At 44.8% G+C, this 14,068-nt stretch carries 9 protein-coding genes and 1 tRNA gene; 4 read left to right on the top strand and 6 right to left on the bottom strand.

The annotated features are described in order from the left end of the window. Positions 1 to 53 precede the first annotated feature (53 nt). Positions 54 to 3,788: a type IX secretion system sortase PorU gene (gene porU, locus ACRD7A_RS11130; RefSeq protein ID WP_430812108.1), complete on the bottom strand. Its 3,735-nt coding sequence runs from the start codon at positions 3,786 to 3,788 to the stop codon at positions 54 to 56. Between the two features lie 320 nt (positions 3,789 to 4,108). On the opposite strand from porU, the gene gldJ reads away from it, so the two are divergent. Together gldJ and ACRD7A_RS11120 are read left to right on the top strand one after the other, a co-directional pair. Then, entirely contained in the window at positions 4,109 to 5,605 is a 1,497-nt protein-coding gene (gene gldJ, locus ACRD7A_RS11125) for a gliding motility lipoprotein GldJ (RefSeq protein WP_430812107.1), read from the top strand. Between the two features lie 92 nt (positions 5,606 to 5,697). Beyond that, on the top strand, positions 5,698 to 6,996 hold the full coding sequence (locus ACRD7A_RS11120; RefSeq protein ID WP_430812106.1) for a UDP-N-acetylmuramoyl-tripeptide--D-alanyl-D-alanine ligase: 1,299 nt from the start codon (positions 5,698 to 5,700) through the stop codon (positions 6,994 to 6,996). On the opposite strand, the gene ACRD7A_RS11115 is transcribed toward ACRD7A_RS11120, so the two are convergent. The 5 genes from ACRD7A_RS11115 to ACRD7A_RS11095 all read right to left on the bottom strand — a co-directional run bounded on the left by ACRD7A_RS11115 (position 6,993) and on the right by ACRD7A_RS11095 (position 12,485). Continuing rightward, positions 6,993 to 8,027, bottom strand: a complete 1,035-nt coding sequence (locus ACRD7A_RS11115; protein ID WP_430812105.1) for a glycosyltransferase family 2 protein — start codon at positions 8,025 to 8,027, stop codon at positions 6,993 to 6,995. The genes ACRD7A_RS11120 and ACRD7A_RS11115 overlap by 4 nt on opposite strands. A gap of 15 nt (positions 8,028 to 8,042) precedes the next feature. After that, complete coding sequence (locus tag ACRD7A_RS11110; RefSeq protein ID WP_430812104.1) at positions 8,043 to 8,927, bottom strand: lysophospholipid acyltransferase family protein; 885 nt, start codon at positions 8,925 to 8,927, stop codon at positions 8,043 to 8,045. 2 nt (positions 8,928 to 8,929) lie between these two features. Beyond that, positions 8,930 to 9,718 carry an inositol monophosphatase family protein gene (locus ACRD7A_RS11105; RefSeq protein WP_430812103.1) on the bottom strand — a complete coding sequence of 263 codons (789 nt, stop codon included), beginning with the start codon at positions 9,716 to 9,718 and terminating at the stop codon, positions 8,930 to 8,932. Positions 9,719 to 9,722: 4 nt separating this feature from the next. Beyond that, positions 9,723 to 11,039 carry a tRNA (N(6)-L-threonylcarbamoyladenosine(37)-C(2))-methylthiotransferase MtaB gene (mtaB, locus tag ACRD7A_RS11100; protein WP_430812102.1) on the bottom strand — a complete coding sequence of 439 codons (1,317 nt, stop codon included), beginning with the start codon at positions 11,037 to 11,039 and terminating at the stop codon, positions 9,723 to 9,725. 126 nt (positions 11,040 to 11,165) lie between these two features. Continuing rightward, positions 11,166 to 12,485, bottom strand: coding sequence for a PhoH family protein (locus ACRD7A_RS11095; RefSeq protein WP_430812101.1), 1,320 nt, complete (start codon positions 12,483 to 12,485; stop codon positions 11,166 to 11,168). 75 nt (positions 12,486 to 12,560) lie between these two features. Here ACRD7A_RS11095 and ACRD7A_RS11090 point away from each other — a divergent pair, with 75 nt between their 5' ends. Both ACRD7A_RS11090 and ACRD7A_RS11085 read left to right on the top strand, forming a co-directional pair. After that, the gene (locus tag ACRD7A_RS11090) at positions 12,561 to 13,859 is read left to right on the top strand and encodes a bifunctional folylpolyglutamate synthase/dihydrofolate synthase (RefSeq protein ID WP_430812100.1); all 1,299 of its coding nucleotides are present in this window, start codon (positions 12,561 to 12,563) and stop codon (positions 13,857 to 13,859) included. Between the two features lie 133 nt (positions 13,860 to 13,992). Further along, positions 13,993 to 14,067 (top strand) — tRNA-Val (locus ACRD7A_RS11085). Position 14,068: the final 1 nt, after the last annotated feature.

Genomic DNA, 14,068 nt, shown 5'->3' with positions numbered 1-14,068 from the left:
TAACATTACCGGTTAGGTTGAGTACTAACCTAAACTTCAAATCTCTTATTTTATTATCTTATCACCAGTATTTTTTCCGAGAATTTTCCCACTTGATTTTCGGGCGATCGAATTTCACACCGCAGTATATACAATCCTTTCTGCAGATTGTTAGGTTGCCATTCCAAGGGAGCAATGGTATTGCCGGAAGCAGGTACCTGTTGCTGATGATGCTTCACCAGGCGCCCACTCATGGTGTAAAGACTGTAGGACACATCCAAAAGACTATTGGGCGCATCGTGCTCAAAATAGATATGGAGTGTATTTCCCTGTTCAAAGGGGTTAGGATAAACAGCAGTGTTGTTGAGCGATAGCTCCCCATCGAGGCGCACCTCAAAGTCCAGCTCTGCCAGCGATGAATTATTGAGGTTATCCCAGGCTTTCAGCGACAACTTATGCTTACCCTCGGGCAGCGTTGGCAACTGAAAAACAATGGTTCCGTTTGTGTATGAATTTTTATCGGCAGCATAATAGCGATTCAGATTAATGGGCTGTGCACGATTATCATCAATCACCAGAGTTATATCGTGTCCGATGCCCACACCGCTGATATTAACCCCGCTCTCATCATTTACGCGGGCAATCAACAGGGGCTTCGAACCCGTAACTCCTCCGTTTACAAAGCTTGAATCATTTAACCAAAGATTCATCTGTGGCCCTTGAGTATCGGCCGGCGGGTTATCCGAAACCCCACCGATCAGCACGGAGTTATCGGCACCAAAGGCTTCCACACCATTGGCTCCATTCATATAGTAGCTGATACGTCCCTCGCCCACGTTATAACGTATATCCTTGGGAATTACGAAAGAAGCATTGAAAACACTATCGACAGCATCCACTTCGCCCTGATAGATACGATTTTGATACACCTGATACTCAAAGGGCACAGCACCTTTATTACCCAGGGTCTTCACCGAAATAGGCTTATCGAACACCTGCATGGTAACGGCCGAATTTCCAGCTTCATAATCCACTATCTTACCTTCAATACGAGCAATGGTCAAAGCCTTCAGGGTGTCGCGCAGGGCAGTATTTCCCTCACCGTTAATGCGGCTTGTAAGCACCTCTCCATCGGGATAAACCAACTGCAAGGCCGGATCGCCCAACAAGGTGAAGTTTAATCGGTTAATGGTGCTTCCCATACGATTCTTAGTCTGCTGCATCACTTCTCCCAATCGTAGCTTGATGCCGTCTTCCTGCTTTTTGAAGATATACCTGTAAAAGTTCTTATTAATCTCCATATTACTATTCGACCATGCAATCCGTGTAGTAGTGAACAATGCTACCCCACCACCCAAAGGCGATAACACCACCCATTCTCCAGCGGATATATCATGATAATCATCGTAACGACTAAATTCGCAAGTAGCCGTCATAAAAACAGGGAGACGATTATAATTGGTCAGCTGCTTAATGGTTGTTTTATCCAGTACATTTTCGTGCGCCAGATAGCGCTCACTGCCATGCCCCGTATAGTTGAATATGAGGGTACCTTGCTCCAGGATTTGCCGAATGGCTTCGTTCACGTCCGGGTAACGGTCACCCGAGGATGTTGTCAGCTTGGGGTATGCGTCGAAGTATATTTTATGATGATCAAAGGCAGGATAGTCATTATACACCTGGCGCGAAAGCTGATCGGCCTGCTCCATGTGCAAATTATTATCACCATCATCACCTACAAAACTCAGCAGTGTCTTCCAGGATCCAGCCTCGCTATTATTCAAATAATTATCCACCCGATCTACCATCACACGAGCTTCCTCTAAGGTACCAACAGGAAAACGGCCAATGCCGATATCCATCTTATCATACAAAATATTAGCACCTTCACTTTCATCCAGGCAGCCATAATAATCATCCGACACGTAGGAATATTGAATATTAATGGAGTTATCAGACTGATACGTGAGTATATAGTTCGTGTTTTTATCGCTATATGTACGGTTATCATACGATCCATCGCCAAACAAAAGCATGTATTTAAACTTATCTTTGTTTTTGTTGTAAAGGTGACGGGCGTAATCACGTATGGCACTTATATCAGGCGAGCCGGAAGAAAACTCGTTGTAAATCTGATAGGGAAAAACAACAGCACAATCCAGCCCTGAGTGCTCTTTGTGTATCTGTGCCAATCGCAGCGCCTCCTGTTCAAAAGGCGGATAGACAATAATCAGCATATCCGGCACTTCCATACCTCGTAAATCCTGGTTGTCAATAGTTTCCTCAAAACGAGGCACGGGCAGATCAGCCGTTTGATCGAATGCCACAAACTCTTTAAGACCAGCGGTATTGTAGGTGAAATAATTTTCCCCTTCAGCGGCAGTAATAGTGATGGCCTTGGGCTGCGTATGATCGCTCACATCCCATAATACCGTGTTACTATTCACCCCGGAAATATTAAAGCGCGTTACCTGTCCATATCCCGTAACATCCATATTGCGGAAGCTCAACTGACCATCGATCACAATACGCGATTTGGCATTGAGGCACAGATAATTTAACCAGCCACTTGCAGCACTTGACTCTGAAGCATAGTTTAGCTGCAGCTCGATACGATCCTCTAACCCATTAAAGCTTGATACACTAACTCCCTCGTTGGCAAAAGCGCCCACGTAATTTTCATATTTTACTTTGGGAATAACAATATCCTGTATTGTATCCAGTTTTATTGTGCCTTCCGTACACGTGATGAATCTTGAGGGCACGCTGGATCGCCCAATCACATGGGTCTTTAATTTAACGGGTATCTCTTTGACCCGATGCGGAAAAGTGAAAGCAAAGCTGCGGCTCTGGGATGGATCAAAACGCTCCCCATACCATTCTCGCCCTGATTTCAACAAGTTTTGATTCTCTACTTCATGATACTTGAAACTATCAAATTCATCGGTTTCAACAGTATGCTCACCTCCCTGCTCCTGGCTTGCAGCCACGCGTTTACCAACACCCTGCTCATCACTCAGGAAATAATAAGCCACATCGGTATAGTCGTGAAGCTGATGTTCAAAAATACCCAGCTGCTGGTTATACGACCAAGCAACAGAACCCTGCGCATAAAAATAGATGGCATTATTGGCATGGATAACTGCGTTTTCAGTCAGGTCGGTGTGTCGAAAAGCTGCATTGGCACGTGGCAACAGATTTCCACCATTACCAAACACATTGACTTTGGACGGATCGCTAAAGCCCCATGAAGAAAGGGTAGCGTAGGGTATCTTGTGCACGCCTGTTGCCGAAACACTTATCTTCATCCACTTACCACTTGCCAGCACCGAATGCTCCTGTTCAACCGAAGCTTTCAACTGTTTTTGATTTGCTTGCTCTGGTATATTGAGTGAATATTGCAGCTCATCCACACGATGAAAAGCCCCCTCCAAGGGATCGTGTACAACAGGAAGTACAGATAATTGTAAATAACACTTCTTTCGTATGACCACTACCCGTTTCTGTACAAGTGAAAGATGAGCAAAATCCAAAGCAGACAAAAACGTCACCTGAACAGAGTCACTTACCGGGTGAGAGGTAAAAGATACAGTAAGATCGATAGAGTCAGCCTCTATTCCACCTGCAATGGGCACCAATAGCTCTTTCATCGGCAGGCTTGTTTCGTTATCAACGCCATCGGACTCAGCAAATACAAAGGGCTGCGTGGCATTACCTGTTTGCCAGGTAAAAGACTGCACACCTTTATGAATCTGCGCATTCAGCGTCAAGCAAAAAGAAAAAACCAAGAAAACAATATATCTTACCATACCTTAATATTAATTATCAGCACCTTACACAGATAAACATCCACCCATTAGCTTTCTTGTAATACACCACCATACTGCAAATGTTCATATAAAAACACAAAAATAGGGTTTACTGCATAAGAAATTTCTATTTTTAACGTTTTGAAAGATGAAAAATTGTATAACCGACGATTCTGCAAACGTTAAAAAAAAGGCCGAAAAAGGACTTCTGCTATAACCTTTTTTTATTTTTGCAGTATAAAGTAGTCAGTTGCGCCATTGGGCCTTGCAATTGTTAAGTTCGTAAATAATTGATAATTAGAATACAATATCAAATTGCTATGAGATTAAATACCGCAGTTATTTTGGCTGTTTTGGCTTTTAGCTTAGTAGGCTTATCGTCATGTAGTAAAAGTGGAGGAAGCAAAACCGTTTCTTCGGCCACCGGTTGGGAATACAACAACCCCGACAATGGCGGCTTTCAGTATAAGTCAGGCTATGAGCAAGAAACCGGACCCGGCTTGGTTTTTATTGAAGGGGGTACCTTCATCATGGGACGCGTAGAACAAGATGTTCTTTATGAATGGAACAATGCTCCTCGTCGCGTTACTGTACCTTCATTTTACATGGACCAAACAGAAGTAAGAAACATTGATTACCTAGAATATCTCTTCTGGATTCAACGTGTTTATGTTGACTATCCCGAGGTATATCGCAAAGCTCTTCCTGATACCCTTGTATGGCGCCGTCCAATGGCCTATAACGAGCCGATGGTAGAGAACTATCTGCGTCACCCCGCTTATGCAGAGTACCCTGTAGTAGGTGTTAGTCATGTTCAGGCTCAGGATTACTGTAAATGGCGTACCGATCGTGTTAACGAAATGATATTGGTAGATGAAGGTATTCTTGAGTTTGATGTGAACCAAATTGGAGAAAACAACTTTAATACAGAGGCGTACCTTTACGGACAATACGAAGGCATACAGGGTAAAAACCCCATGGAAGATCTAAACCCCAACAACGACACACGCCGTGTGCGCTGGGATGATGGTTTGCTACTGCCCCGCTATCGTCTCCCCACCGAAGCCGAATGGGAATACGCGGCACTGGGTTTGATTGGTAACTCATACGATGAGCGCCTTACAGACCGTCGCATCTACCCTTGGGACGGACACATTACACGTAATGCCAGCAAGCAGGAACGTGGTAAAATGATGGCTAACTTTGTGCGTGGAGCTGGTGACATGATGGGTATGGCCGGTGACCTGAACGATGGCGGCGACATCACCGTTGATGTTAAATCATATTACCCCAATGACTTTGGCCTGTATTGTATGGCTGGTAATGTAAACGAGTGGGTAGCCGATGTATACCGCCCTCTTTCATTCGAGGATGTGGAGGAGTTCAGTCCATTCCGGGGTAACGTATTCCAGCAAAAGGTGCTTGATGAAGAAGGCTACATTGTTGAAAAAGACAGCCTTGGTCGTATCCGTTACCGTAATGAAGAAGACAAGGATATCCTAAACCGTAAGAACTACCGCACTGCCGACAACCGCAACTATGCCGATGGTGATGCCACCTCAAACGCAGTGGTTGGTGAAAGCTGGAATGATGTAGATGCCAATACCAGCAGCATGTACGCCGGATCGGCTAACAGCAGCCTGGGTAGTCTGGTAACTGACCGTTCAAGGGTATACAAAGGCGGTGGCTGGAGAGACCGCGCCTATTGGTTGGCACCGGGCACACGCCGCTACCTCGACGAACGCGAAAGTCGTGATGACCTGGGATTCCGTTGTGCCATGACCCGTGTAGGCAGCCCAATACAAAGCAAGAAATAATTTCGATAGCAGAATATTCCAGGAGGCTAACTTAGTAAGTTAGCCTCTTTTTTTATTTTTGCCTATACAAACCTTTAAGAACATTAACTGCCATGACGCAATTAGCCAGCATACATAAAGCATTTCTCGCCTCACAAGGCGTTTCAACTGATAGCCGTGCCGCCAACCAGGGCACGATCTTTTTCGCTTTAAAAGGGGCCTCTTTTGATGGAAATAAATATGTGCGCGAAGTGCTTGCCAAAGGAGCCGCCTATGCCGTTGCCGATGACAAAGCCTTGCTGGGTGAGCCCAATGTGTTTTTGGTGGAAGATGTATTGACCTGCCTGCAGAACCTGGCACGCTATCACAGGCGTTACCTTAACATCCCCATCCTTGCCATTACCGGCACTAATGGCAAAACCACCACCAAAGAGCTGGTAGCCGCTGTTCTGTCAAAAAAATATCGTCTGAAAGCCACCGCTGGCAACTTCAACAACCACATTGGAGTTCCGCTAACACTGCTCAGCATGGACAGCTCATTGGAGATGGGTGTAGTGGAGATGGGCGCCAATCATATAGGAGAAATCGATTTTCTGTGTCGCATAGCCGAACCCAATTATGGACTAATCACCAATGTGGGCAAGGCACACCTGGAGGGATTTGGTTCCTTCGAGGGTGTTAAAACCGCCAAAGGCGAGCTATATCAATACATGCACAAAACGGGAGGACGAGTGTTTATTAATACCGATAATAAACACCTGAAAGCTATGGCGACCGGACTTAACGAATGCTTAAGCTATGGCACGCAAAATAGCCAGATTACAGGACAGATCACAGCGAAAACGCCTTTTGTGGGCATTCGTTGGCACCTACCTCAAGGCTCCTCACATAAAGTAAACACTCAGCTGATTGGTACTTATAACTTCGAAAACATTTTATCGGCTATTTGTATTGGTCATCATCTGGGCGTAGCTGCGGAAGACATTAATGAGGCGCTGGAAAATTATATCCCAAGCAATAACCGTTCGCAATACATTGAATCGGGCAGCAACCGTATTATCATGGATGCCTACAATGCTAATCCAACGAGTATGCAGGCCGCCTTGCAACATTTTGCTCAAACGGAGGCAGAAAACAAAGTATTGATACTGGGAGGTATGAAAGAGTTGGGCGCCGACAGCACAGATGAGCACCGCAAGCTAATCGCTACCATAGAATCGATTGGGGCAGCACAGGTGTTTTTGGTGGGCAGCGAATTTGAGGACCTGAACAATATTCCGTCAAAAATGATTGTTTTTCCCGATACGGAAAGCCTGATTCATGCTATTGACCAAGAACCTGTGAGAAATGCGTACATATTGATTAAGGGCTCGCGAAGTAATCAGCTGGAGAAAGTACTCAGCCACCTTTAGTCGAGGTGAAAGTGCTTTAGCTGACTAAAGTGGTGCAGACCCTTAAAATAAAAGGCCCAGATAATACTCTGCGGATATACCTCTTTATGTTTCGTTTTTACACGTAATGGTGCCAGCTGACGGCGTTTTGCGAGCACATCGGGCAGGCGCCCGTAGAAACTAAAATGTGCCTTTACAACCGCAAGCAAATGCTTCAACTCTCCTTTTGCCATGAAATGAAGTCCTGCCACGCCATCCAGCACCATGCGAACAAAAAGAATTGGCAGCAGCTGCCATCCGGGAAGATTCTTCACCATCATCAACAAGTTATTACGGAAGTTCAGATAAGTTTTTCGGGCATTATACTGACTTAAAGTTGCCCCGCCCACATGCAGTACTTCCGATTGAGGGAAAACCATAATATCATGACCCAAATTCTTCAATCGCCAGCACAAATCAATCTCTTCCATATGGGCGAAAAAACTTTCATCGAGACCGCCTGATTTTCTGTATAAATCAGCACGAATCATCAAGGCAGCTCCCGTGGCCCAAAAAACTGAAAGTGGCGTATTGTACTGTCCCGCATCATCCTCTATACTGTTGAGTATGCGTCCACGACAGAATGGATACCCGAACACATCGATATATCCACCGGCCGCACCGGCATACTCAAAACTATCCGGCGAATTATAGGCGCGCACCTTGGGCATGCAGGCACCCAGATCGGGCATTGTATCCATGGCATTTATCAAGGGAGGTAACCAGTTAGCCTCGGGTGCCACATCGCTGTTCAGCAGCAAATAATAATCGGCTTCCACCTGACTCAGCGCTTTATTATAGCCCCCTGCAAAGCCATAGTTTTGATCCAGCTCTATACACCTCAGCCCGGGATAATGTTCGCGCAAGAAATCAACACTATCATCGCTTGAAGCATTATCGGCCACTATAACCTCCACCCCATCACACACAGAATGAGCTAACACAAGCGGAAGAAACTTCTCAAGCAAAGCCTGGCCATTCCAATTTAATATTACAACTGCCGTTTTTGACATATAATTAAAACCCTATTAAGTAGTTATCTCCCGCGTTTCGGAGTATTTCCAACGCTTATGCGACCATAGCCAGTCTTCAGGACGCTCCATAATTATATTTTCGAGGCACTGAAGATGCTTCTCCGTAATCTCGTAATCCGACGTTGCTGCTGCGTCTTCAGTAAGGGGTATTACATTTACCTCGTAATAACCACGTTTTATCCTACTTACCCTTAAAAAGACCACAACTGCCTTAAAGGCCTTCGCCATTTTCTCAGGCCCCAACAATACGGCCGTATTCTGGTTCAGAAACTTAGTCCAGTATTGTATCTTATTCTTATCCGGCGACTGATCGGCCAATAGCCCAATAAGAAAACGCTGATCATTTTGCCTCAGTTTCACCAATTCGCGCATGGTGCTTTGCATGGTAAAATTCAAACTCCCCCAACGACTGCGCACCTTAAGCATATGCTTATCAAATATTTTGTTTTTCAGTGGCCGATAAGTAGCACAGCACTGCATGCGCGCATGCAGGTTAATAGACGACATCCACTCCCAACAAGCATAATGCCCCATTACTGCAACAACATCTTTACCCGCCTCTGCCACGGTATTGACATATTCAATATTCTTAAAGGTGAAACGCTTACGCAACTGACGCTCACTCATTGTTTGAAACTTAATTGTTTCGATAATAATATCACAGAATCCCCTATAAAACTTAAGCCGCATTTCACGAATATCCTCATCCGATTTATCCGGGTAGGCATAGCGAAGGTTCTCATTGATTACAGACCGACGGTATCCAATCAAACGAATGATATGATAGAGTATATCGGAGTACCTATACAGAATAAAAAAAGGTTGTAAACTAAACAACCACAAAAAAACCAAGGCGATATAATTACCTAATCTACTCATAATTAACCCATAATTTCTGAAACCACCCGCTTAAACTCATTATGAGTAGCTGCATTACTTGCAATAATCTCCTGTCCAAAAACATAATTATCACCCCCACTGAAGTCACAAACACAACCGCCGGCTTGCTGCACTAGAAAAGCACCTGCTGCCACATCCCATGGCTTCAGATTGTACTCATAAAAAGAATCAAAGCGACCACAAGCAACATACGCCAGGTCGGTTGCCGCAGACCCCAGGCGTCGCAAGCCTCGGGAATGCTCCATAAAGTACTGCAGGGAGGCCATAAATCCGGTCATACGCGAATAGTTGGAGTAAGGAAAACCCGTGGCAATCAGACTATCTTTCACAGTTTGCGTAGATGATACTTTCACTACCCGACCATTTAGATAAGCAGGTGATCCTTTGTAGGCGTAAAAGCACTCATCAAGACCTATTTCATAAATAACACCCAAAACCAGTTGATCATCCTCTTGCAACGCTATGCTAATAGCATAGGGCGACAGGCCATGAATAAAATTCGTGGTACCGTCAATGGGATCAATGATCCAGTTATAAACAGCACCCCGCTTACTGGCGGTACCCTCTTCAGCAATAAAACCACTGGTGGGCAACAAAGCACTAAGGGCCTTAATAATTCTGACCTCCGATGCTTTGTCCACCTGGGTCACATAGTCATTACTGCCTTTCTCCTCAATGCTCAAACGTGCATTATTGCGCTCATCTTTTATAAACTGCCCCGTTTCCCTGGCAATATCGCAAACCTGGTTACATAGTGACTGATAGTCCATAGGCTCATATTAGTTCACCGTCCATGGAGGAATTTCCCAAAGACAAGTGTTTCAATTTTACGCTTTTGATGGTATTGCTCAACGAACCTTTGTAAGGCACGGCTACCTTTATATAATTGGGGGTAAAACCATTAATCATTCCATCGTGCTCGGCACCCTCAAACAAAACAGGCATCTGCTGGCCCACAAACTGCTTATAGAAATACCGCGTCATCTTATCCGATAAGGCATGCAACACTTTACTACGCTCTTTGCGAGCGGCCACAGGCACCACCTCCTCAATTTTTAAAGCCTGAGTATTGGGGCGCTCCGAGTAAGTAAAGACATGCAACTGCGAAATGGGCAGATCCGATAAGAACTGATGCGTTTCCGCAAAATCATCATCCGACTCGCCACTAACACCCACAATCACATCAACACCTATAAAAGCGTGGGGCATCAAGGCCTTTATAGCTTCTATCTTCTGCTTAAAAAGGGCCGTATCATATTTCCGCTTCATCAGCTTCAATACCTTGTCCGATCCCGACTGTAGGGGAATATGAAAGTGCGGCATGAACTTGCTGGAAGCAGCTACAAACCTTATGATTTCATCGGTTAACAAATTGGGTTCGATGGATGATATACGAAAACGATCAATGGACTCAATGGTATCGAGCGCCTGCACAAGTTCATAAAAAGACTCACCGTTGGCCTTACCAAAATCACCAATATTAACGCCCGTGAGTATAATTTCCCTGGCACCTCCTGCTGCCGCCTTTCGTGCCTGCTCCACAGTGCGGGCAACGGTATCGCTGCGACTGCGCCCCCGGGCAAAGGGGATGGTGCAGTAACTGCAAAAATAATCACAACCATCCTGTACCTTTAAAAAGCAACGCGTGCGGTCGCCAAACGAAAAGGAAGGCTTGAAGGTTTTATTTTTACCGATCTCGCCGGCATGTATCTCGGCATGATCCGTTTTCTTGCAGTCCTCCAAATATTGCAGTATATCAAATTTCTCGTTGGAGCCCAGCACCAGATCCACACCTTCAATATTGGATACATCATCGGGTTTAAGCTGTGCAAAACAGCCGGTAACCACCACAAAAGCATCGGGATTCTGCTTAATGGCCTTTCGGATCACCTGCTTACACTTTTTATCGGCCAGCTCAGTTACCGAGCAGGTATTGAACACATACACATCGGCCGCTTCAGAGATGTCCACCTTTGCAAAACCCGCCTCCATCATGGTACGTGCAACCGTTGATGTTTCACTAAAATTTAACTTACAGCCAAAGGTGTGAAACGCTACTTTTTTATTTTCAAAAACCGAATTATCAATCATTGTATAACATCAAGTAAATTGCAAAGGTAGAAAAAAGCAAAAAGCAGCAAACAACCGTATGCATCAGATGACAACATAGGATGTTAAAAGGCAAAACCAGGCTTACGAAAAGCCCGGCATCATTCGCTATAAAAGGTCGGAAGCTAACTCAGCCAAATAACTGCGCTCTCCTTTCACCAGATTAACATGCGCAAACAACTCCTGCCCCTTCATCTTATCGGTCAGGTAGGCCAGTCCGTTGGATTGCATATCCAAATAAGGCGAGTCGATCTGCTGCACATCCCCTGTAAATACCATTTTGGTGCCTTCCCCGGCGCGGGTTATTATGGTCTTAACTTCGTGAGGAGTAAGGTTTTGCGCCTCATCCACAATAAAAAATGCATCTGACAGACTCCTGCCCCTGATATAGGCCAGTGGCGTAATCACCAACTGTTCATTCTTCAGCATCTCATCCAGATTATTGACCTCTTTACTGGCCGACTTAAATCGACTTTTTATCACACCTAAATTATCAAACAAGGGCTGCATATATGGTCCAATCTTCTCGTTTACATCACCCGGCAGAAAACCCAAATCGCGATTAGCCAGCGGTACAATGGGACGCGCCAATAATACCTGCCGGTACTGCTTATGCTGCTGCAAAGCGGCTGCCAGGGCAAGGAGTGTTTTACCCGTACCGGCCTTACCTGTTAACGAAACCAGCTTAATATCAGGATTTAAAAGTGCATTGAGCGAGAAAGTCTGCTCAGCATTGCGGGGTTCAATACCATAGGCACCATGCTTCTCTACCCGGCGGATTAAGCCGGCCGCCACATCATTCTGCGCCAGCACCGATTGGTTACCATTGCGCAACACAAAATATTGATTGGCAGGCAGACGCTCTCCATATGGAAACTCACCTACAGGTATACCCTGATGCTGATAGAGGGCTTCGATAAGCGCGTTATCAAAATCTTCCAGTATCTCAACTCCCTTATCGAGCACATCAATGTCTTTCACCTTATCATTCTCGTAATCTTCGGCTGACAAGCCCAGCGATTTAGCCTTCAAGCGCAAATTAATATCTTTGGTGATAAGCGATGTCTGCCGTTTGGGGAAAGTATCTTTCACATGCAGCGCAATGGCCAATATACGATGATCGGAGGTATTTTCGCTGAAAGATTCTTTCATCAGCTCAGGAATAGGCTTACCGGTTGCAACAAACAACTTGCCCTTGTTAGTACCCAGCGGAATTCCTTCTTTGAAGGCTTTTTCTCCCGCCATCTTATCCATTTCACGTGCAAATTCACGTGCCTGAAAATTAATTAAATCATTCCCTTTCTTAAAACGGTCAAGCTCTTCAAGCACAACAATGGGAATTATCACATCGTTTTCCTCAAAATTGTAGATACATTTGTGATCGTGTAAGAGAACATTTGTGTCGAGAATAAATAATTTTTTAGCCATAAGGTACGGTTTTGTTTCTCTTAAAGATATAGAAAAAATGATGGCTATTGTGAGATTAAGCAATATTTTTGCACCATGACGTATAAAGAAACCCTCAATTTTTTATTTGCCCAACTGCCCATGTATCAGCGCATAGGACAGGCTGCCTACAAGGCCGACCTATCTACCACGCTGGCGCTCGATCAATATTTTGATCATCCGCACAAGCAGTACAAAACAATTCATGTGGCCGGCACCAATGGCAAAGGCAGCGTTTCACACTGTTTGGCTTCGGTACTACAGACAGCCGGCTACAAAGTAGGACTTTATACATCGCCTCACCTCAGGGATTTCAGAGAACGCATACGCATCAACGGAGCCATGATACCTGAGCAGAAGGTTACTGCTTTCGTTGATAAACACCAGGAGATCATCACGCGCCTGCAACCCTCGTTCTTTGAAATGTCGGTAGCCATGGCCTTTGACTATTTCAGAGACGAAAATATTGATGTGGCGGTTGTTGAAGTGGGCATGGGGGGTCGACTCGACTCAACCAATATCATCACACCGGAGCTATCCGTCATTACCAACATAGGAAAGGATCATACCGCATTTTTAGGTGATAGTTTAGGGCAAATTGCAGCCGAAAAAGGAGGCATTATCAAAAATGAAGTACCCCTCGTTGTAGGGCAAACGCAAACAGAAACCTGCAAGGTATTTAAAGCGATTGCAAAAGAAAGGGGGACAAGCATTCTATTTGCCGATGAACAATACAAAGTATCAACGGCAACACTTGCACTTGATGACCGACAGGTTTTCCAGATATTTAAAGGACAGGATGTGGCTTATGTGGACTTAAAGCTGGATTTATTGGGAAACTATCAGTCAAAAAACATAGTTACTGTATTATCCTCCATCGATCAACTTCGCAGGAAAGAATTTGACATTAAACAGGATCACGTCTATCAGGGACTAAATAATGTAGTTAAGAATACAGGACTGCTGGGACGCTGGCAATACCTGGGCTACAACCCACGCATTATTTGTGATACAGGACATAACAAAGACGGCATAAGGATGCTGGTTGAGCAATTGCTGAATACACCCCACCAAAAGCTTCACATTGTACTGGGGATGGTAAATGACAAAGACCATGAAGCAGTGCTTAAGCTACTCCCTCAAAATGCTAAATATTATTTTACGAAGGCTGCTATCCCTAGAAGTCTTGCCGAAAATCAACTTAAAACAATGGCTGCAACAGCCGGTTTAATCGGTGATGCCTACCCCAATGTGAATAAGGCCATAGAAGCGGCTAAAAAAAATGCAACCCCCAACGACTTGATATTCATCGGAGGAAGTACATTTATTGTAGCTGACGCGCTAGAAAAGTTTTAATTATATTTGGAGGTAACAAAAAAGAGGTATACATTTGCATCGCTTTTGAAAGGAGATACAACAAGAGCAAACAAACAAAATTGATATAACGAGATCAATTAAACACGATTATTGAAATTACCTGAATATATCAGGGCGATTAGCTCAGTTGGTTTAGAGCACTTGGTTTACACCCAAGGGGTCGGGGGTTCGACTCCCTCATCGCCCAC

It is taken from the genome of Carboxylicivirga longa (genome assembly GCF_050589825.1).
GTDB classification, from domain to species: Bacteria; Bacteroidota; Bacteroidia; order Bacteroidales; family Marinilabiliaceae; genus Carboxylicivirga; species Carboxylicivirga longa.
This window is presented reverse-complemented; position numbering and strand designations above follow the sequence as displayed.